The 20441-nt window shown below is 72.3% G+C and carries 12 protein-coding genes; 6 read left to right on the forward strand and 6 right to left on the reverse strand.

What is annotated here, in order from left to right:
• Window positions 1-71: 71 nt before the first annotated feature.
• The 3 genes from AB0I15_RS46190 to AB0I15_RS46200 are packed head-to-tail and all read right to left on the reverse strand — an operon-like array spanning window position 72 to window position 7447.
• Entirely contained in the window at window positions 72-2699 is a 2628-nt protein-coding gene (locus tag AB0I15_RS46190; protein ID WP_358111502.1) for an AAA family ATPase, read from the reverse strand.
• The gene (locus AB0I15_RS46195) at window positions 2696-4303 is read right to left on the reverse strand and encodes an MFS transporter (RefSeq protein ID WP_358111504.1); all 1608 of its coding nucleotides are present in this window, start codon (window positions 4301-4303) and stop codon (window positions 2696-2698) included. Before AB0I15_RS46195 ends, AB0I15_RS46190 begins: the two co-directional genes overlap by 4 nt.
• A 30-nt stretch (window positions 4304-4333) precedes the next feature.
• Window positions 4334-7447 (reverse strand): BTAD domain-containing putative transcriptional regulator, encoded by a 3114-nt coding sequence (locus AB0I15_RS46200; protein ID WP_358111507.1) that lies wholly within the window; start codon window positions 7445-7447, stop codon window positions 4334-4336.
• Between the two features lie 256 nt (window positions 7448-7703).
• Here AB0I15_RS46200 and AB0I15_RS46205 point away from each other — a divergent pair, with 256 nt between their 5' ends.
• On the forward strand, window positions 7704-8879 hold the full coding sequence (locus tag AB0I15_RS46205) for a nucleotide disphospho-sugar-binding domain-containing protein (RefSeq protein ID WP_358111510.1): 1176 nt from the start codon (window positions 7704-7706) through the stop codon (window positions 8877-8879).
• Between the two features lie 56 nt (window positions 8880-8935).
• Here the strand turns inward: AB0I15_RS46205 and AB0I15_RS46210 are convergent, their stop codons facing one another.
• From AB0I15_RS46210 to rfbA, 3 genes are all read right to left on the reverse strand, one after another.
• On the reverse strand, window positions 8936-10456 hold the full coding sequence (locus AB0I15_RS46210) for a HAMP domain-containing sensor histidine kinase (protein WP_358111513.1): 1521 nt from the start codon (window positions 10454-10456) through the stop codon (window positions 8936-8938).
• Window positions 10453-11202, reverse strand: a complete 750-nt coding sequence (locus AB0I15_RS46215) for a response regulator transcription factor (RefSeq protein ID WP_358111517.1) — start codon at window positions 11200-11202, stop codon at window positions 10453-10455. The genes AB0I15_RS46210 and AB0I15_RS46215 overlap by 4 nt, the downstream gene beginning before the upstream one ends.
• A 128-nt stretch (window positions 11203-11330) precedes the next feature.
• A complete protein-coding gene (rfbA, locus tag AB0I15_RS46220) occupies window positions 11331-12203 on the reverse strand; it encodes a glucose-1-phosphate thymidylyltransferase RfbA (protein ID WP_358111520.1) in 873 nt (290 codons plus the stop codon).
• 440 nt (window positions 12204-12643) lie between these two features.
• Between rfbA and AB0I15_RS46225 the strand changes: the two genes are divergently transcribed.
• The 5 genes from AB0I15_RS46225 (at window position 12644) to AB0I15_RS46245 (ending at window position 20436) form a co-directional block, all read left to right on the forward strand.
• Window positions 12644-13291 carry a hypothetical protein gene (locus AB0I15_RS46225; protein ID WP_358111523.1) on the forward strand — a complete coding sequence of 216 codons (648 nt, stop codon included), beginning with the start codon at window positions 12644-12646 and terminating at the stop codon, window positions 13289-13291.
• 18 nt (window positions 13292-13309) lie between these two features.
• Window positions 13310-16447: an amino acid adenylation domain-containing protein gene (locus AB0I15_RS46230; RefSeq protein ID WP_358111526.1), complete on the forward strand. Its 3138-nt coding sequence runs from the start codon at window positions 13310-13312 to the stop codon at window positions 16445-16447.
• Entirely contained in the window at window positions 16448-17584 is a 1137-nt protein-coding gene (locus AB0I15_RS46235) for a DegT/DnrJ/EryC1/StrS family aminotransferase (protein ID WP_358111529.1), read from the forward strand. It abuts the gene before it with no gap.
• Window positions 17585-17682: 98 nt separating this feature from the next.
• Window positions 17683-18993 carry a lipopolysaccharide biosynthesis protein RfbH gene (gene rfbH, locus AB0I15_RS46240; RefSeq protein WP_358111532.1) on the forward strand — a complete coding sequence of 437 codons (1311 nt, stop codon included), beginning with the start codon at window positions 17683-17685 and terminating at the stop codon, window positions 18991-18993.
• Between the two features lie 39 nt (window positions 18994-19032).
• Window positions 19033-20436 carry an NDP-hexose 2,3-dehydratase family protein gene (locus tag AB0I15_RS46245; RefSeq protein ID WP_358111535.1) on the forward strand — a complete coding sequence of 468 codons (1404 nt, stop codon included), beginning with the start codon at window positions 19033-19035 and terminating at the stop codon, window positions 20434-20436.
• The last annotated feature ends 5 nt before the right edge of the window (window positions 20437-20441 follow it).

Consider the following 20441-nt stretch of genomic DNA (forward strand, 5'->3'; position numbering starts at 1 on the left):
TATAGGTTTCACCGCCCCCGGGAAAGGCCGGGGGCCGGTGAGGTTAGGGGACGGGATAGGGGGGTGAAAAGTCAGGAGGCCACCGCGTCCGGGCATTTGCTGTCGCGCGGATCCCGGCCGGGCGAACCGCATTGGTGCGGGACGACCGCCCTGCGCGATTGCGCGACCGGTGGCGCGATGCCGCATTCGACGGCCAGCCGATGCGCTCTCGTCAGCAATTCCTGGGCCTTGGCCTCGTCGCCGAGCTCGCGGTGCGCGCGGGCCAATTCGGCCACCGTCAGCGTCAATTCGTAGCGGTCGCCGTTGCGCTGCAGGGTCTCCTTGGATTCGCGCAGCAGCGGCAGCCGCTCGGCGGGCGCCCGGGTGACCGCGAGAATACGCAGGGAAACGCCGCGGATGTTGCAGTATTCGAGCCGGGGCCGCATCAGTTGCTCATAGACCAGGTCGCGCGCCTCGTGCATCTTGCCGAGTGCGATGAGCGCCTGGGCGGCGTCGGTCCGCCAGGGCACGACGGTGGGCAGGTCGAGCTCCCACGTGGCCATGAGCTTGCCGCACGTCTGGAAGTCGGCGAGGGCGGCGTGGTGACGCTCTGTGGCCAGGTAGTAGCGGCCACGGGCCTGCAGATAGTGCAGACCGAAAATGCTGCGGAACATCACGTCGGGCACGGCCACCCGTAAATAGCGGGAGGTCTCCTCGTATTTGCCCATCGCGGTGGTCGCCAGCAGCATCGCGGTCAGCGGCAGGCCGACGAAGACGCCCCAGCCCCTGGCCGGGACCAGCGTCAGCGCCTCGCGCGCCGACTCCTCGGCCTCCGCCATCCGGCCCTGCCGGACCTGGATGAACGCCTGCAGCGCCATGAGCAGCGCCTGCCACGTCGGCGCGTGCCGGTGGGCCGCCTCCTTGATCAGCGTGTGGCACCAGACCGCCGCGTGCTCGAGCTTGCCGACGTAGATCAGCGAGGCCACCACGGCCGCGGTCGAGCCCAGCTCGGCCTCGTCGCGCAGCAGGGCCTCCTGGAGGATCTGCTCGGCCTTGGTCAGCATGCCCTCGTCGACGTTGCCGCTCAGCACGCCGGTCAGCATGTCGATCGTCCACCGGTGGTCGAGCGTGCGCGCGGCGACGTCGCCGCTCTGGAAGTCGGCACCGGCGGGGCGCAGGCGCTCGGGCAGCTCCGGGAAGAGCACGAACAGCCACAGGCGGGTCATCCCGAGCCCGCTGGACGCCTCGTCCCACGTCCCGGCCTGGCCGCCGTGCCGCTCGACGGCGTCGAGCACGCCCATGATCTCGTCGATGCGCCCGTGCCAGGTCAGATAGCGGCACAGCGCGGACACGTCGGGCCAGGCCAGCCGGCCCTCCCGGGCGTGCACGACGAGGTCGGGCAGGTAGCGCAGGACCCTGGACGGGGCGAAGCGCCACTCGACGCGGGCCAGCGCCGTGGTGAGCCGGGCGCGCTGCGTGTCGTCGGCGCAGGCGTCGTGGGCCCGGCGCAGGAAGCCGACCGCCTGGTCCGCCTCGCCGTAGGCCACCGCCTGCTCGGAGGCCTCCTCCAGGACCTGGACGGCCCACGGCCAGTCGGCGCCGTCGGCGGCGACGAGATGCCGCGCCACGACGATCGCCGACGCGCCGTAGTCGTGCAGGACGCGGGCCGCCCGGCCGTGCAGGGCCGCGCGCTCCCCGTGGAGCATCGCGTCGAGCACGGCGGTGCGGGCGGCGTCGTGGCGGAAGCGGTAGCCGTCCAGCATGCCGATCCTGTTGAGCACGCTGACGGCCTGGCCGACGGACTCGGCGTCGAGGTCGAGCAGCTCGGCCATCACGCCGGCGTGCGAGTCTTCGCGGGCGGAGGCGTGCACGTCCTCCCCGAGGATCGCCAGCGCCCGGGCGAACGCCAGCGCCGCCGCGTCGCAGCGGTAGAGGCAGCTCGACACGGCCAGCCGGAAGGCGTCGCCGGGGGCGGGCGGCGGCGAGGACGCCTGGTAGTCCTCGATCAGGGCCTTGACCAGCAGCGGGTTGCCACCGCTGATCGTGTAGCAGGAAGGGGCGAGCGACAGGCCCGCCGACGGGCCCAGGGCGCCGGCCAGCATGCCCGCCACGCCGTCCTGGGACAGCAGGTCCAGCCGGACGTGCCGGCAGAAGGGCGTGCGGGACAGCTCCGCGCGGAAGCGCAGATAGTCCTGTGGCAGGCGCGCGGTCTCGGTGAAGACCATCATCACGCCGGACGGGCGCAGCCGCCGGACGGAGTGCAGCAGGCACTCCAGCGAGAACGGGTCGCTGTGGTGGGCGTCGTCGATGACGATCACCAGCGGCCCCCGTGCGGCCAGTTCGAGCAGCACGTCGTGGAAGCCGCGCAGGATGTGCGGCGGGATGCCGTCGGCGGCCTCCGGTTCGAGCGCCTCCCCGGCGAACCGGACGCCGTCGTCGAGCAGCCGCACGACGCGCGCGGAGTCGGCGGCCGGCAGCCTGGCGCCGCCGAGCAGCTGACTGATCACTCCCAACGGCTGGGAGCGCTCCCCCGGCGCGGCGATCGTGTCGAGGATGACGGCGCCGGCCGTGCCGGCCTGGCGGGTGAACGCCTGCAGCAGGGCGGTCTTCCCGCTCGCCGGGGCCCCGCTGACCACGACGACGCCGCCCTTGGATTCCAGACAATCGGTGAACGCATCATTGAGAACCGCGAGCTCCCCGGCCCGGTCCACAAGCGTCATGAGCCGCCCTCGGTCGAGTATGAGCCGCTTCGGGAATCGATATCTTTCCCGGGCGGCACGTCGTCCTTGTCTTCCCCGTCAAAGACTTCGGAGAGGTCGTGCTGATCCAAGATTACATCGGGGATCCCCCGCATGGTCATCAACGCCGCCACTCCGGCGATCGCCAGCAGCACCGCGCCGGTGATGGCGGTCACGTGCACCCCTGAGACGAACGCCTCCCGGGCGGCCGCGGCCACGGCCTGCCCGGCCTCACCCGGTAGCCGGGCGGCCGTCTCCATCGCGTTGCCGATGGACTCCTCGATGGCGCGCACGGCCCCCGCAGGGGTGCCCGCGGGCACCTCCAGGCCGGCCCGGTAGGAGGCGCTGAGCAGGGTGCCCAGGATCGCGATGCCCAGCGCGCCGCCGAGCTCCTGCGCGGTCTCGGCGATCGCGGAGGCCGCCCCCGCGCGCTCCTTCGGGGCGCTGGCCACGATGTTGTCGGTGGTGACGGCCATGGCCACGCCCAGGCCGCAACCCAGGACCACCCCCGCCGTGATCAGCAGCCCGAGTGCGGGGGCCACGCCGATCAGGACGAAGACCAGGAACCCGGCCGCCGACAGGCCCAGCCCCGTCGCGACCACGCCGCCGCGCCCCAGCTTCGGGATCAGCGTCCCGCCCATCGTGGCGCCGACCGTGATGCCGACGACGATCGGCAGGAACGCCAGCCCGGTGGCCCACGGGGACCAGCCCCAGACGAACTGGAGTAGCTGGGAGAACGCGAACGAGAGCACGACCAGGGTGAACACGGTCACGAGGTTCGCGCCGATGGAGGCCGAGAAGGCGGGATAGCGGAACAGCCGGACGTCCATGAACGGATGCGCCAGGCGCTTCTGCCGCCGGACGAACACCGTGATCAGCCCGATGCCGAGGATCGCGGCCACGATCACCGCCGGCCGGGTGAGGCCGGACAGCGGGGCCTCCTTCATCGCGTAGACGAGGGCCACGACGCCGGCGATGGACAGCGCCACGCTGGCGACGTCGATGCGGCCGGGCCGCGGGTTGCGCGACTCGGGCAGCACGATCAGGCCGCCGATCAGGATCAGCAGGACGACCGGCACGTTGATCAGGAAGACCGAGCCCCAGAAGAAGTGGTCGAGCAGGACCCCGCCGACGACCGGCCCGAGTGCGGCTCCGCCCGCGCCCACCGCGCTCCAGACGCCGACGGCGGCGGTGCGCTCCTTGGGATCGGTGAACACGTTGCGCACGATCGACAGCGTCGAGGGCATCACGGTCGCGGCCGCGAAGCCCTGCGCCGCCCGCGCGGCGATGAGCAGCTCGGGGTTGGGGGCGTAGGCCACCAGGACGGAGGCTATGCCGAAGATCGTCGTGCCGATGAGCAGCAGCTTCTTGCGGCCGATCCGGTCGCCGATGTTGCCCATGGTGATCAGCAGCCCGGCGAGCGCGAAGGTGTAGGAGTCGGCGATCCAGAGAATCTCGGTCGCCGTCGGCCGCAGCTCCACCGTCAGCGCCGGTATGGCGAGGTGCAGCACGGTCAGGTCGATGGCCAGGAGCATCATCGCCAGACACGTGATCGCCACGACGGCCCACTTACGAGGCTGGTTCATGCCCGCAGTATGGCCTCCGGCGCTGACCTTTCACGGACCGCCCGCTGACCGGAGGGTCATGAGCAGGGTCAGCGCCTCTTCCGGGGACATCGTCTCGCCCTTCTGGCGGATCTCCCCGAACAGGGTGTGACCGATGAGGCCGATCGCCGCGGCCGACACCCGGGCGGTGTCGGGATCACCGGCCCGCGCCGCGCCCCGCAGGGCCACGCCCGCGCCGAGGAGCAGGGCGGCGCGCTCGCCCCCGCCCTCCATCAGCGCCACCCCGGCCAGCGCCTCGGCCGCCTTGGCCAGGTCGTCGAACTCGCCGTTGCGCGCCCCGACGACCACCGCCTCCTCGAGCCGCTCGCGGGCGCCGGCGGAGTCGCCCTCGGCCTCGCAGACGCGCGCCAGCGCGATGAGGACGCGCATGCGGATGTCGTCCTCCGTCCAGGCGGTGGCCGGCATCGACGACAGCGCCGACTCCAGCCACCGGCGGGCCTCCTCCAGGTCGCCCGACAGGCGGGCGACCTCTCCGAGGCCGTGCCGGGCGGCGGCCAGGGCGTGGGGCGAGCCGGCGCGCCTGGCCACCTCGGCGGCCCGGTCGAAGTCGGCCCTGGCGGCGGCCAGGTCGCCGGCGCGCACCCACTCCTCGCCACGCTCGCACAGCAGGTCGGCCATGTCCGCGGTGGCGCCCATCTGGCCGACCAGCTCGATGGCCTCGCCGGTCAGCGCCACGCCGCGGGCGTGATCGCCGCGCCAGCTCAGCAGCATCCCCAGGAAGGTGAGCGTGGGCGCCATCCCGAGGCGTTCGCCCAGCGACCTGAACGTCTCCAGCGCGGCCGTCAGCTCGGGCTCGGCCTCGTCGAGCCGGCCGACGGCCATGGCCGCGAACCCCTGGCTGGCCCGTGCCGCCGCGAGTGTCCAGGGGTCCTGGCTGGCGCGGCTGTGGCGGATGAGCGCGGCGGCGGCGTCGGGGTTCTCGGTCAGCCGGGCGATGCTCGGCCAGAACATGGTGATGAGCGGGTAGTGCGGCGCCCGGTCGAGGCGGTCGAGGATCCGCTGGGCCTGCAGGATGTGCGGATGCAGGTCGCGGTCGGCGGCCCCGCCCATGGCGCCGCCGATCACGCACATGACGTATTCCTCCTCCAGCCCGGGCGGGCCGGTGGTGCCGGTCCGGTCGAGGATCTCGCCGGCCCAGCCGCCCTCGCCGAGCATCCCGCGCATCAGCCAGTAGGTCGTCAGCGCCGCCACCAGCCGCATGGCCAGCCCGGTGTCGTTGGCGACGGCCCAGCGTACGGCGGCGTTGGTGTCGTCGTCCTCGGCGGCGAAGACGTCGAGCCAGTGGCGCTGCCCGGCGCTGCGCAGGCGCGGCTCGGTCTGCCGGGCCAGCCGCAGGAAGTATTCGGCGTGCGCCCGCCGCAGCAGGTCCTCCTCCTCGGTCCTGGTGAGCAGCTCGGCGCAGAAGGCGCGTACGGTCTCCAGCATGCGGTAGCGGCCACCGGCCGCCTCCACCAGCGACTTGTCGGCCAGCCCGGTGAGCACGTCGACGGGCGTGCCGCACACCTGCTCCACGGCCTCCAGCGTGACGGCCCCGGCGAAGACGGCCAGCCTGCGCGCGGCGGTGCGCTCGTCGTCGCTGAGCAGGTCCCAGCTCCACTCGACCACGGCGCGCAGCGTCCGGTGGCGCGGCGAGGCCGTCCGGCTGCCCTGGGACAGCAGGGCGAACCGGTCGTCGAGCCGGGCGGCGACCTCGGCCGCGGGCAGCGAGCGCAGGCGGGCCGCCGCCAGCTCGATGGCCAGGGGCAGCCCGTCGAGGGCGCGGCAGATGCGCAGGACGGCGTCGTCCACCTCGAAGCCCGGCTGCACGGCGGCGGCCCGGTCGGCGAACAGCCGGATCGCCGGGTAGGTCAGCGCCTCGGCGGGCGGGACCTGGGGCGGCGGCAGGGCCAGGGGCCGCACGGGGTAGAGCATCTCGCCGGTGATGCCCAGCGCCTCGCGCCCGGTGGCCAGGATGCGCAGGCCGGGGCAGGCGCTGAGCAGGCGGTCGGCGAGGTGGGCGGCGGCCTCGACGACGTGCTCGCAGTTGTCGAGGACGAGCAGCATCCGGCGGTCGGCCAGGGCGGCCGCCAGCCGGTCGGCGAGGTCGGCCGTGACGGCGTGAGGGACGTGCAGCAGCCCGGTCTCGCGCAGCCCGAGGGCGCCGAGCACCGCCCACGGCACGTCGGCGCCGTCGCGCAGCCGGGCCAGCTCGACCAGGCAGGCGTCGGCCTCCAGCCGGCCCACCTCGATGGCCAGCCGCGTCTTGCCGGAGCCGCCCGGCCCGGTCAGCGTGACCAGGCGGGTCTCGTTGAGCAGCCGGAGCACGCCGCGTACGTCGTCTTCCCTGCCGACGAAGCTGGTGAGCTGCGCTGGCAGGCCGCCCGCCCGCAGGGGCGGGGACGGCGCCGAGACCGTGACGGACGCGTCGCCGGCCAGCACCGCCATGTGGACCTTGGCCAGGTCGGCCGACGGGTTGGCGCCGAGCCGCTCGGCCAGGGCCTGCCGGGTGCGTTCGAACACGGCGAGCGCGTCGGCCTGCCGCCCGCCGGCGTAGAGGGCGCGCATGAGCAGGGCGCACGCCCGCTCGCGCAGCGGGTGCGCGGCGACCAGCTCCTTCAGCGCGCCGACCGGCTTGGTGTGCTCGCCGAGGGCCAGCTCGGCCTCGGCGAGGTCTTCGGCGGCGGTGACGCGCAGCTCTTCGAGACCCACGGCGTGGGCCGAGGCGGACGGGGCGGCGTCGGCGCCGGCCAGCGCGGGGCCGCGCCACAGGCCGAGAGCCCGGTCGAGCAGCGCGACGGCGCTGGAGTGGTCGCCGCCGGCCAGCGCCTGGCTGCCCTCGGACGCGATGCGCTCGAACAGGTAGGCGTCGACTTCGAGGGGGTCGGCCGCCAGCCGGTAGCCGGTGCCGTCGTACTCGATGGGCGCGTCGAGGGCGCCGCGGAGCCGGGAGATCTGGCGCTGCAGCGCGTTGGCCACGCCGACGGGCGGCGAGGAGCCGTAGAGCTCGTCGATCAGCTTCTCGGCGGAGACCACTCGCCCGGTGTTGAGCAGCAGCAACGCCAGCAGGGTGCGCAGCCGAGCCCCCCGTACGGTGACCGCGCGCCCGTCATGGAGGCGTAGCTCCATGGGCCCGAGAATGCAGAAGCGCACAGTATTCATAATGGCGTGTCGCGGTACCGTTCTTCCCCGCGGCGGCGTGACCTCCTTCGGCCTGCTCGACCCTCAGTCTGCCATGATCGGAGGCAAAGATCACTTGGCGGATTTAGCCTCGCCTCAGCCGTTCTTCAGCGCCTCCTGATGCGCTGGTGACCGGCACGCAGACGGCCTGCCAGAGCCGCTCCCGCGCCGTCCGTCTCACCACGTCAGCACGCCGGGAGGACTCATGCGCATTCTCTTCGCCCCATTGGCCGCGGTCAGCCACTACTTCCACATGGTGCCGCTGGCGTGGGCCTGCCGCGCGGCCGGCCACGAGGTGCGGGTCGCCAGCCAGCCCGCCATCACCGACGTCATCACGCGCTCGGGTCTGACCTCGGTCCCGCTGAACGAGGCCGCCCAGCCCGGCGACCGGGAGTGGCTGAAGCTGGACATGGACGCCCTGGCGGCGCTGCCGCCGCAGGAGAGGCTGGCGCGGCTGCGCGACATCCGGACGCGGCAGTTCGTGGCGATGGCCGACGCCATCTCCGATGACCTGTCCGCCTTCGCCCGGTCGTGGCAGCCGGACCTCGTGGTGGCCGACCCGCTGAACCTGGCGGGCCCGCTGGCCTCCGAGCCTCTGGGCGTGCCGCTGATCCACCACCTATGGGGTCCCGACGTGGCCAGGCATCTCGGCTATCCGGGGCTGGGGCTGCCGCTGGAGATGTGGCCGGACGAGCTCGTCCGCCTGTACGAGCGCTTCGGCCTGAAGATCCACGAGGAGTACGTCGCCCACACGGTCGACCCGTGCCCCGACAGCCTGCAGAGCGCCAAGGTCCCCAACCGCATCCCCGTCCGGTACGTCCCCTACAACGGCTCCGGCCCGGTGCCCGGCTGGCTGCGCGGCCCCGCCGAGCGGCCCCGGGTCTGCGTGTCCTGGGGATACGTGCACACCGCCGCGGCCGGCGGCCAGGGCTCCCGGCTGCCGGACGTGGTGGCGGCGCTGGCCGGCTTCGACGTGGAGATCGTCGTGACCGTGGCCAAGGCCGACCGGGAGGTGCTGGGCGACCTGCCCGGGGACGTACGCGTGGTGGAGGAGCTGCCGCTGCAACTGCTGCTGCCGACGTGCGCGGCGGTCGTGCACCACGGCGGCGGCGGCACGATGTTCACCGCGGCCGTCTACGGCGTGCCCCAGGTGGTCGTCGTCCCTGACGCCATCGCCTCCGCCCTGCTGACCGGGCCGCTGGCCGACAGCAACGCCGGGGTCTGCCTGAATCCGGACGAGAGCGTGGACGGCATCAAGAACGCGATCGGCACGGTGCTGACGGACACGGCGCAGGAGGGCGTACGCCGCCTGCAGCAGGAGATCCTCTCCACGCCGACGCCCGCCGACGTGGTCGCCCGCCTCGAGCGCATGGCGCGCTGAGCCGGGCTCGCCCGCGGCCGGAGCGCGGCCGGGCGGCACGGCGGGCCCAGCGAGGCTCAGTCGGGCTCAGGGGCCGAGTCGGCGGCGGCGGGGAGCACGACGCGGAAGGCCGCCCCCTTGCCGGGCTCGGTGCGCAGGCCGAGCTCGCCGCCGTGCGCCGCCGTCAGGGACTTCGCGATCGACAGCCCCAGCCCGGCGCCGCCGCCCCCGGTCCGGCTGCGGGAGCCGTCGACCCGGTAGAAGCGCTCGAACACCCGCCGCGCCTGCTCCGGCGTCAGCCCGGGGCCCTCGTCCTCGATCTCGAGCACGGCGTGTTCGTCCTCGGTGCCCACCTTGATGCGAACCGGCGTGCCCGACGGGGTGTGGCTGGTGGCGTTGCCGACCAGGTTGGTCACGACCTGGCGCAGGCGGGCCTCGTCGCCGAGGACGGGCGCGGGCACGGGCGGGCCGCCGTCGAGCCCGGTCAGGGCCACCGGCCGGGTCGCGTCCAGCGCGCGTACGTCGTGCAGGGCGTCGGCGGCCAGGGTGCGCAGGTCCATGGGCGCCATCTGGAGCAGGACGTTGCCGGAGGCCGCCGTCGCGCCGGGCTCGTCCAGGCGGGCCAGCAGCATGAGGTCCTCGACGAGCCGGGCCAGCCGGGCCGACTCGCTCTCGACGCGCTGCATGGTGCGGTCGACGTCGGCCGGCTCGGGCAGGGCGCCCATGCGGTAGAGCTCGATGGAGCCCCGGATGCCGAACAGGGGCGTGCGCAGCTCGTGGCTGACGTTGGCGACGAAGCGGCGCATGGTGGCCTCCGACTCCGTACGGGCGGCGAAGCCGGCCTCGATCTGGGCCAGCATCCCGTTCAGCGCCGCGGACAGCCGGCCCACCTCGGTGTGCGGCGCCGCCACGTCCGGCACCCGGTGCGACAGGTCGCCCGCGGCGATGGACACCGCCGTCTCCTCGATGCGTTCCAGCGGCCGCAGGCCCGCCCTGATGGCGAACCAGCCCGCCGCGGCGAGCAGGACGAGCAGGACGACCTCGGCGAACAGGTAGAGCGAGCCGACCCCCCTGACCCGCTGGTACGCCTGCCGCATCGACACGGCCACGACCACGCCCCCGGCCGGCTGCCCCGCGACGATCCTGGGCCCGACGAACACCCGCCAGCGGTCGGCGGTGCGCTTGTCGGCCACCTCGATCGGCCCGCCCACCTTCTGGGAGAACGCGCTCCCGCTCAGGGCCGGCAGCACCGGGCCCGTCCCGCGCTCCGCCTGGCGCAGCACCCCCTGGACCCTGCCGTCCGGCCCGAGGTAGGCGATGTAGAGGTCGGAGATCAGCTCGGGGTCGGTGCTGTTGGGCGAGTAGGTCTCGGCGTCGTAGTGCGCGGCGCTGGGCGGCAGCGTGGCGACGACCTCGGTCAGCGGGGACATCTGGCTGTCGACCTGGTTCTCCAGGGAGCGGCTCACGACGACGAGCACGACCAGGCCGCCGATGCTCAGCCCGACCGCCAGCAGCAGGACGGTGAGCAGGAGCAGCCGACTCTGCAGGGACATGCGGGCCAGGCGCGAGGGCGCGGCGTCGGCGCCGTTGCCGCTCATGTGCGGGGGGCGGCGTGCGGGCTGCGCAGCACGTAGCCCACTCCGCGCACGGTGTGGATGAGCTTGGGCTCGGCGATGTCCACCTTGCGGCGCAGGTAGCTGATGTAGGACTCGACGATGCTGATGTCGCCGTTGAAGTCGTACTGCCAGACGTGGTCCAGGATCTGGATCTTGGAGACGACGCGGTCGGCGTTGTCCATCAGGTAGTGCAGGAGCTTGAACTCGGTGGGCGACAGTTGCAGCGGCCGGCCGCCGCGCGCGACCTGGCGGCTGTCGGTGTCGAGGGCCAGGTCGCCCACGCGGATGGTCGGCCCGTCCGGGCCGCCGCCGGTGCGCCGCAGGATGGCCTGGATCCGGGCGATGAGCTCCTCCAGGCTGAACGGCTTGGTCACGTAGTCGTCGCCGCCCACCCGCAGGCCGTCGATCTTGTCGGCGGTGCCGTCGCGCGCGGTGAGGAAGAGGATGGGCACGTAGCCGCTGCCGCCGGCCGGCCGGGTGCGTTCCCTCAGCCGGCGGACCACCTCGAAGCCGTCCATGTCGGGGAGCATGACGTCGAGCACGACCAGGTCGGGCTGTTCGCGGAGCGCGGCGTCGAGGGCCTCGCTGCCCTTGGCGGCGGTGGCGACGGTGAAGCCGGCGAAGCGCAGGCTGGCCGACAGGAGCTCGCGCACGATGGGCTCGTCGTCCACGACGAGCAGCTTGACCTCTGCATTCGCCCCCGCCCGGGACCGCACGGTCGGTTCCATGTCGTCTGCCGTCCGTAGTCGTGCGCCTCAGTTGACAGGAGGACAGAAGTGGTGCAATCCCCTCCCGATCGAGCATACCGAGACCCCCGCCGAGCGCGCCCCGCCTCTTCCGAGGGCCGTTCGCCGGGTCAGGCCAGCATGCTGGCGACCTCCATCACGTAGCGGCCGTAGGAGGAGTCGATCATTCCCCGGCCCAGGTCGTAGCAGGAGTCGCTGTCGATGAAGCCCATGCGCAGCGCGATCTCCTCCAGGCAGGCGATCCGGACGCCCTGCCGGGACTCCAGGACGCGGACGTACTCGCCCGCCTCCAGCAGCGACTGGTGGGTGCCGGCGTCGAGCCAGGCGAAGCCGCGGCCGAGGTCCTCGAGGTGGCCGCGGTTCTGCTCGACGTACACGCGGTTGACGTCGGTGATCTCGAGTTCGCCGCGGTCGGAGGGACGGATGCTCCTGGCGATGTCGAAGACGTCGTTGTCGTAGAAGTACAGGCCGGTGACGGCGCGGTCGGACTTGGGCCGGCTGGGCTTCTCCTCCACGGAGACCAGCCGTCCGTCGTCGTCGACCTCGGCGATGCCGTACCGGTGGGGGTCGGTGACCGGGTAGCCGAACAGGACGCAGCCGTCGAGCGACTGCCTGGCCTTGGCCAGGACCTCGGAGAAGCCCGTGCCGTGGAAGATGTTGTCGCCGAGCACGAGCGCCACCTGGCCGTCGCCGGCGTGGTCGGCGCCGATCAGCAGGCCGTGCGCGATGCCGCGGGCCTCGTCCTGCCGCGCGTAGCCGATGTTCAGCCCCAGGTGCGAGCCGTCGCCGAACAGGCGCCGGAACGCGGGCAGCGACTGCGGGGTGGACACGATCAAAATATCGCGGATATCCGCGAGCATGAGCACGGACAACGGATAGTAGATCAGCGGCTTGTCATAGATGGGCAGCAGTTGCTTGCTGATGACCTGGGTCAGCGGTGAGAGCCGGGTGCCTTTTCCACCGGCCAGCACTATGCCTTTCATGGAAACACCTGGTATATCCCGTCAAGAAATGAATACAACGCTTGCACATTAATTCCGGAGTCCCCCTTAGGCTCAACCCCTAGCACCCCCTAACTCCCCTCATGCCCGCCCGGGCCCGTGACTTTAGCCCGCGTTAAGCCTCCCACTAGGGCGGTCGTCGAGCCTGACCGGAGCGAGCGGCACGTCGACCGGCCTGCGGGGCCGGCCCCGGCGGATCCGATGCGTCGAAGACGAACAATCAGCTGGCGGGAGACTCAGCGATGTCGCAGGGAGATGCCTGGAAGGTTCTTTCCGCAGGAATCCGGACGGAAGTCGTGCTCACCATGGACTTCGACGTCACCGGACGGCCGCAGGCCGGATTCTCGGATCTGACGGCCAATCTCAAAACAGATTATTCGATCTGGCTGTCCCTTCCTCCGGAAGCGCCCGAAGGAAAAGACATGGACGCGGCCGGATATCTCGATAGATGGCTGGCGGGGCCGCGTTCTTCCGGTGTGGAGGTCAAGGCGGTCCTCGGTTACTGCGTCGGCGCGGTGTACGCGGCCGAGGCGGCCGGGCGGATCGCCCGGTGGCAGCCGGAGCCGCCCGCGCTCGTGCTGCTCGACCCGGAGCCGGCCGTGCAGTTGTCCCTGTACTCGCAGTTCCACAACGTCCTGAACCTCATGGGCACGCTGGTCCCGGCCGAGCGGATCGCGGTGGCGCACCAGGCCGGCCGCCTCGCCCACGACGGCAGCGGCGACATGGACACCCTGGCGGCGGAACTGATCAAGATATTCGAGGGGCTCAGCACCGAGGCGCTCAGCCAGGCGGGGCTCGACGAGATCAGCCGCCGCGAGCTGACGGGCACGTTCGTCGCCTTCATGACGTACCTGACCATGGCCGGGCGGTTCGACCCGTTCCCCGCGTGGCGCGAGGCGACGGCGCTGAGCTCCTCCAGCCCGGGCAACGGGCTGAACGCCATCCGCGCCTACAGCCAGGGCGCCGTCGGTCCCCTGGTGGCGAAGGAGCTCCGGTTCGCGACCGACCACATCGACCTGCTGCGCTCCCCGGACGTGGCGGCGGCGGTCTCCGATCTGCTGAACGGCTAGGGACGGGAGAGGGCCCAGATGCGACTTTCAGAGAGCACGGCGGGCGGGACGGCGCGGGCCGTACCGGGACCCGTCCCGGCCGCCCGCAAGGAGGAGGCGCTCTGGCTGCTGGAGAAGATGGTCCCGGGCAGCGCGGTCAACAACCTGTCCTTCGGGTTCGCCACCTCCGGCCGGCTCGACACGGCCACGCTGCGGGCGGCGCTGGCGGCCGTGACACGGCGGCACGAGATCCTGCGGACCGTCTTCTACGCGGGCGCGGCGGCCCTGGCCAAACAGGTGCTCCCCCAGGTGGACATCGAGATCGAGACCATGGACCTCGACGGCGGCGACCCGGTCGAGGTCCTTTCCGCGTTCGTGGCGCGGCCGTTCGCCCTGGACGGGAGCCCGCTGCTGCGGGCGGCGCACGTGCGCGGGGGCGACAGCAAGGGTGACTTCTTCTGTCTGGTCATCCACCACGTCATCTTCGACACGCTCTCCACCACGATCCTGCGCGACGAGTTCGTGGCCGCCTACGACACCGTCGCCTCTGGCGGGCGGGCGCCGGAGGCGGAGCCGGTCAGGCCGCTGGCGGAGCGGGCGCCGAGCGAGTCCAGCCTCGCCTACTGGCGCGAGACGCTGCGCGGGCTCGACCCCGACTCCCTGGAGCTGTGGATCGGCTCGCCCGGCGTCGCCGACCCGACGCTCCGCGGCGACCAGGTCATGTACGAACTCTCCGACGAGGCCAGGGCGGCCGTGCGCGCCATGCAGCGGGAGCTGAGCGCGCCGGAGGCGGTCGTCCTGCTGGCCGCGTACTACGTGCTGCTGGCCAAGCACGGCGCCGGCCCGGACATGACGGTCGGCTTCCCGGTCAACACCCGCGGCCACGACGGCACGAAGGCGATCGGCTTCCACGTCAACGTCGTCCCGCTCCGCGTCGAGGTGCCGGAGCGGCAGAGCTTCAGGGACTTCACCCGTACGGTGCGCACGGTCTTCTTCAACGGCCTGACCCACGCCGACGTCCCGGTGGAACACCTGACCAACCTCATCCCCCGCAAGGGCTCGTCCTGGCGCGACGCCCTGTTCAGGCACGTCATGAACTACGTGCCGGCCAGCGAGCTGACCCCGTTCGAGATCGGTGGGGACCATGCCGAGCAGCTGCTTCTTGAGAACGGCTCGAGCCGTTTCGACCTGGAGTTCTTCGTGCTCTCCGCGGCCGAGAGCCTGCGGGTGCGGGCGGCGTACTGCGTGGAGGTGTTCGACCGCGCCGACGTCGAGTCGCTGGTGCGGCGGTTCGACGAGCTGCTGGTGCGGCTCGCCTCCGACGTCGACCGCCTGGTCGGCGGGCTGGAGGTGTGGTGCGCGCTGGACCGGGTGGTGATCGACACGGCCAACGACACGGCCCGCCCGGTGGAGCTGGCGACCGTGCTGGAGGGCGTGCAGCGGCAGGTGCGGGCCCGGCCTGACGAGATCGCCGTCGAGCACGGCGACGACCAGGTCACCTACCGGCGGCTGTGGGACACCGCGTGCGCCACCGACGACCTGCTGCGGGCGGCGGGCATCGGCTCGGGGGACGTGGTCGCGGTGGCGGCGCCGCGCGGCCCCGAGCTGGTGGCGGCGGTGCTGGGGATCTGGCTGACCGGGGCCGCGTACCTGCCGGTCGATCCCGATCATCCGGCGGAGCGGATCGCGTACCTGCTGTCGGACTCGGCGGCCAGGGCCGTGCTGACGACCGACCCCGGGCGGCTGCCGCCCGGCGGCACGATCCCGGTGCTCATGATGGAGACGGTCGCCGAGCTCAAGCCGCGCCGCGACGAGCCCGGCCTGCCGGGGATCTCCGGGTCGCCCGCGTTCCTCATCTACACCTCCGGCTCGACGGGCCTGCCGAAGGGCACGTGGGTCACCCACAGCAACCTGGCCAACCTCATGTCGCACTTCCGCGAGGCGCTGCGGATGACGCCGGACGAGGGCTTCCTCTGGATGACCACGTTCTCCTTCGACATCTCCTCGCTGGAGCTGTTCCTGCCGCTGCTGTGCGGGGGCCGGGTGGTGGTGGCCTCCGACGAGGTCCGCACCGACGGCAAGGCGCTGCTCGGCGCGCTGGAGCGCCACCGCGTGAACCTGGTGCAGGCCACGCCGACGACGTGGCGGCTGGTCCTTCACGAGGCGGGCCCGGCGCTGGCGTCCTGCCGCCTGATCAGCGGCGGCGAGCCGCTGACCGAGGACCTCTCGCGCCGCATGACGGCGGTCTCGGGCGAGGTGTGGAACGCCTACGCGCCCACGGAGACCACGGTCTACTCGACCATGGGCCTGATGGACGGCGGCCCGGTGGACATCGGCCGGCCGATCGGCAACACACAGGTCTTCATCGCCACCCCCGAGGGCGTGGCGCTGCCGGTCGGCGTGCGCGGCGAGCTGTGCGTGGCGGGCGCGGGGGTCACTCTGGGCTACCACGACCGGCCCGACCTGACCGCGCAGCGGTTCCTGCGCCACCCCTGGTACGGCCGCTACTACCGCACCGGCGACGTGGCCCGCTGGCAGCCGGACGGCACGATCGAGCTGTTCGGCCGCAACGACCGGCAGGTCAAGCTGCGCGGCAACCGGATCGAGCTGCCCGAGGTCGAGTCCGTGCTGCGCGAGCATCCGCAGGTGCGGGCGGTGGCGGCCGTGGTGGTGCCGGACGCGGCCGCTGGCGGGGTGCTGGTCGCCTGCCTCGAAGGTGAGGCGCTGCCCGATCTGCCCGACCGGCTGTGGGAGCACGCCTCCGGCCGGCTGCCCGCCGCGGCCGTGCCGAGCGACTTCGTCTTCGTCGCCTCCTTCCCGAAGACGGGCAGCAACAAGGTGGACCACCCCGCGCTGGCCCGCCTGGCGGCCGAGCACCGGCGCCGGGCCGCGTCCGCGACGGGTGCGGCCGGGCCGCGCGACGGGCTGGCCGGCGCGCTGGTCACGCTGTGGCGGGAGCTGCTCGACCGCCACGACCTGGACGCCGACGCCAACTTCTTCTCCCACGGCGGCCACTCGGTGCTGGCCGCGCAGCTCGTCCAGCGCATCGAGCGGATGACGGGCGTACGGATCAAGCTGTCGGGCGTGTTCGAGCACCCGACACCGCGGCTGCTCGCGCAGCACCTCGTCGCCGCCGGCGTCGAGCCCGGCTCGTCCAGCCCTTCCCCGGAGGAATGAATGATCAACGTTTTCCAGCCGTGCCTGGGCGAGGAGGAGCTCGAGGCCGTCAGGGAGGTCTTCGAGAGCAACTGGCTGGGCTACGGCGCCCGCGCCAAGGGCTTCGAGGCCGAGTTCGCCGCCCATGCGGGGGTGGCGCCCCAGCACATGTTGTTCCTGAACTCGGGCACCGCCGGGCTGTTCCTGGCCACGGAGCTGCTGGGGCTCGGGCCCCAGGACGACGTGGTGCTCCCGTCGATCAGCTTCGTGGCCGCCGGGAACGCCGTGGCCGCGACCGGCGCCCGGACGGTGTTCTGCGACGTGGACCCGCGCACGCTCAACCCGTCCGTACGGGACGTCGAGCGCGCGGTGACACCGCGGACGAAGGCCGTCCTGGTGCTGCACTACGGCGGCCACCCGGGCGACATCGCCGCGATCGCGGCGTTCTGCCGGGAGCGCGGAATCGTGCTCATCGAGGACGCGGCCTGCGCGGTCGGCTCCCGGGTGGACGGCAAGGCGTGCGGCACCTTCGGCGACCTCGCGATGTGGAGCTTCGACGCGATGAAGGTCCTGGTCACCGGCGACGGCGGCATGCTGTACGCGCGTGACGAGGAGCTCGCCCGCCGGGCCAGGCGGCTGGCCTACCACGGCCTGGAGCAGGCCACCGGCTTCTCCGCCGCCAAGGTGTCCGACCGCTGGTGGGAGCTGAACGTGCGCGACTTCGGCCGCCGCCTCATCGGCAACGACATGACCGGGGCCATCGGCAGCGTGCAGTTGCGCGGCCTGGGCCGGGCCATCCGCAGGCGCCAGGAGATCGCCGACCAGTACGACCGGCTGCTCGGCGACCTGCCGGGCATCACCCTGCCGCCCCCGCTGCCCGCCGGGCACACCTCCTCCTACTACTTCTACTGGGTCCAGCTCGATCCGCGGATCCGCGACGCGGTGGCCGCCGATCTGCTCGCGCGGGGCGTCTACACGACGTTCCGCTATCCCCCGCTGCACAAGGTGCCCGCCTTCCGGGCCGGCGGCGTCCTGCCCGCCACCGACGAGGTGTCCGAGAACACGCTCCTGCTGCCGCTGCACCACGGCCTGGACGACTCGGACGTGAAGACCGTGGCCGACGAGCTGACCAGGCTGGTCGAGCACCACGGCCCGTAGACCAGGCGGAAAGGAGGCACACGAGGGCGGGTCGCCTCCTTTCCGCCATCCCACGACCTCCGGCTCGGCCGAGCATCGGGAGGGACAGGAGTGATGACGTGAGCGATCACAAGGCGCTGGCTCTCGACGAGGTCCGGAAATACCACCAGGAGCAGCAGGACGGCCGGGGGTTCGTGCCGGGTGTCACCGAGATCTGGCCCTCCGGGGCGACGCTGGACGAGGACGACCGGGTGGCGCTGGTGGAGGCCGCGCTCGAGATGCGCATCGCGGCCGGCCGCAGCTCGCGGGCGTTCGAGTCCGCGTTCGCGCGCTGGATGCGGCGGCGCAAGGCCCACCTGACGAACTCGGGCTCCTCGGCGAACCTGCTCGCGATGAGCTCGCTCACCTCGCACCTGCTCGAGGACCGCCGCCTGCGGCCCGGCGACGAGGTGATCACCGTGGCGGCGGGCTTCCCGACGACGGTCAACCCGATCCTGCAGAACGGCCTGGTGCCGGTGTTCGTGGACGTGGAGCTGGGGACCTACAACACCACCGCGGACCGGGTGGCGCGGGCGATCGGGCCGCGGACGAAGGCCATCATGATCGCGCACGCCCTGGGCAACCCCTTCGAGGTCGCCGAGGTGGCCGCGCTGGCCGACGAGCACGACCTGTTCCTCATCGAGGACAACTGCGACGCCGTGGGCTCCACCTACCGGGGGCGGCTCACCGGGACGTTCGGCGAGCTGGCCACGGTCAGCTTCTATCCGGCGCACCACCTGACGATGGGCGAGGGCGGTTGCGTGCTCACCTCGAACCTGGCGCTGGCCCGGATCGTGGAGTCACTGCGGGACTGGGGCAGGGACTGCTGGTGCGAGCCGGGTGAGAGCAACACGTGTTTCAAGCGGTTCTCGTACCAGATGGGCACCCTGCCCGAGGGGTACGACCACAAGTACATCTTCTCCCACGTCGGATACAACCTGAAGTCGACGGACCTGCAGGCGGCGCTCGGCCTGACCCAGCTCGCGAAGCTGGACGGCTTCTGCGCGGCGCGGCGGCGCAACTGGCGGCGGCTCAAGGACGGGCTGGACGGCCTGCCGTGGCTGCTGCTGCCGGAGCCCACCCCGGGCAGCGACCCGAGCTGGTTCGGTTTCGTGCTGACCGTCGATCCCGAGGCGCCCTTCAGCCGGGCGGAGCTCGTCGACTTCCTCGAGGCCCGCAAGATCGGCACGCGGCGGCTGTTCGCCGGCAACCTGACGCGTCATCCCGCCTACATCGACCAGCCGCACCGCGTGGCCGAGGACCTGGCCAACAGCGACATCATCACCGACCAGACCTTCTGGGTCGGCGTCTACCCCTCGCTGACCGACGAGATGCTCGACTACGTCGTCTCGTCGATCACTGAGTTCGTGCGGGCGCGCCACAGAAGTTGAGACCGAGGATCCGTCGAACTCAGCACCAGGAGTGGTTTCATGCTGTCCAATGTGCAGGACGTACCCGCCGCGGCGTCCCGGTTGCGGCCGAGGCAGGACGCCGCCCTGGCCGAGCGGCTGGCGCGCTCGGCCGCCGCGCGGGAGGGCGCGCACGGGAGTACCGAGGACTTCCGCCGGTGGTTCGCCGAACGCGCGGCGGCCCATCGTTACCGGGTGGACCGCATCCCGTTCGCCGAGCTGGACCGGTGGTCGTTCGAGGCGACCACCGGCAACCTCGTCCACAGCAGCGGCCGTTTCTTCACCCTGGAGGGCCTGCACGCCACCGTGGACCACGGCCCGTTCCGCGAGTGGCACCAGCCGATCATCAAGCAGCCGGAGGTCGGCATCCTCGGCATCCTGGTGAAGGAGTTCGACGGTGTCCTGCACTTCCTCATGCAGGCCAAGATGGAGCCGGGCAACCCGAACCTGGTACAGCTCTCGCCCACGGTGCAGGCCACGCGGAGCAACTACATGAAGGTGCACCAGGGCTCGGACGTGCGCTATCTCGAATACTTCACCGCGACCGGGCGCGGCCGGGTCGTCGCCGACGTGCTGCAGTCGGAGCACGGCTCCTGGTTCTACCGCAAGGCCAACCGCAACATGATCGTCGAGGCGGCCGACGACGTGCCGCCGCACGAGGACTTCCACTGGCTGACGCTCGGCCAGATCGGTGCGCTCCTGCACGACGACAACCTCGTCAACATGGACTCGCGCACCGTCCTGTCCTGCGCCCCCACGCCCGGCGCGGACGAGGACGCCCTCGACTCCGACATCGACCTGCTGTCGTGGATCACCGCCGAACGCTCCCGCCACGACGTGCGGACCGAGCTGGTGCCGCTGGCCACGCTGCCCGGCTGGGTGAACCGGCCGTTCTCGATCGACCACGAGGAGGGTCTGTACTTCAGCGTGGTCGCCGTGTCGGTGCACGCCGCCAACCGCGAGGTCACGTCCTGGACGCAGCCGCTCATCGAGCCGCGCGGGCACGGCGTGGCGGCATTCCTGACCCGGCGGCTGGGCGGGGTGCCGCACGTCCTGGTGCAGGCTCGCGTCGAGGGCGGCTTCCTGGACACCATCGAGCTGGGCCCGACCGTCCAGTGCGTGCCCAGCAACTACACCGACCAGCCCGGCGCCCGGCCGCCCTTCCTCGACCTGGTGGAGACGGCCGACCCGGCCCGCATCCGGTACGAGGCCGTGCACTCCGAGGAGGGCGGCCGCTTCCTGAACGCCGAGAGCCGCTACCTGGTGATCGAGACCGACGACGGCCAGACGCCGCTCACCCCGCCGCCCGGCTTCCGCTGGGTGTCGCACGGCCAGCTCACCTCGCTGGTCAGGCACAGCCACTACGTCAACGTGCAGGCCCGGACACTGCTGGCCTGCCTCAACGCCATGTCGGCCGCCGCATGACGGGT

The organism is Nonomuraea sp. NPDC050643, from assembly GCF_040654715.1.
Taxonomy (GTDB): Bacteria; Actinomycetota; Actinomycetes; order Streptosporangiales; family Streptosporangiaceae; genus Nonomuraea.

Excerpts from the sequence above, each read along its gene's own strand:
- AB0I15_RS46190 (WP_358111502.1), bottom strand. The coding sequence starts at position 2,699 with ATGACGCTTGTGGACCGGGCCGGGGAGCTCGCGGTTCTCAATGATGCG.
- AB0I15_RS46195 (WP_358111504.1), bottom strand. The coding sequence starts at position 4,303 with ATGAACCAGCCTCGTAAGTGGGCCGTCGTGGCGATCACGTGTCTGGCG.
- AB0I15_RS46200 (WP_358111507.1), bottom strand. The coding sequence starts at position 7,447 with ATGGAGCTACGCCTCCATGACGGGCGCGCGGTCACCGTACGGGGGGCT.
- AB0I15_RS46205 (WP_358111510.1), top strand. The coding sequence starts at position 7,704 with ATGCGCATTCTCTTCGCCCCATTGGCCGCGGTCAGCCACTACTTCCAC.
- AB0I15_RS46210 (WP_358111513.1), bottom strand. The coding sequence starts at position 10,456 with ATGAGCGGCAACGGCGCCGACGCCGCGCCCTCGCGCCTGGCCCGCATG.
- AB0I15_RS46215 (WP_358111517.1), bottom strand. The coding sequence starts at position 11,202 with ATGGAACCGACCGTGCGGTCCCGGGCGGGGGCGAATGCAGAGGTCAAG.
- rfbA (WP_358111520.1), bottom strand. The coding sequence starts at position 12,203 with ATGAAAGGCATAGTGCTGGCCGGTGGAAAAGGCACCCGGCTCTCACCG.
- AB0I15_RS46225 (WP_358111523.1), top strand. The coding sequence starts at position 12,644 with ATGGACGCGGCCGGATATCTCGATAGATGGCTGGCGGGGCCGCGTTCT.
- AB0I15_RS46230 (WP_358111526.1), top strand. The coding sequence starts at position 13,310 with ATGCGACTTTCAGAGAGCACGGCGGGCGGGACGGCGCGGGCCGTACCG.
- AB0I15_RS46235 (WP_358111529.1), top strand. The coding sequence starts at position 16,448 with ATGATCAACGTTTTCCAGCCGTGCCTGGGCGAGGAGGAGCTCGAGGCC.
- AB0I15_RS46245 (WP_358111535.1), top strand. The coding sequence starts at position 19,033 with ATGCTGTCCAATGTGCAGGACGTACCCGCCGCGGCGTCCCGGTTGCGG.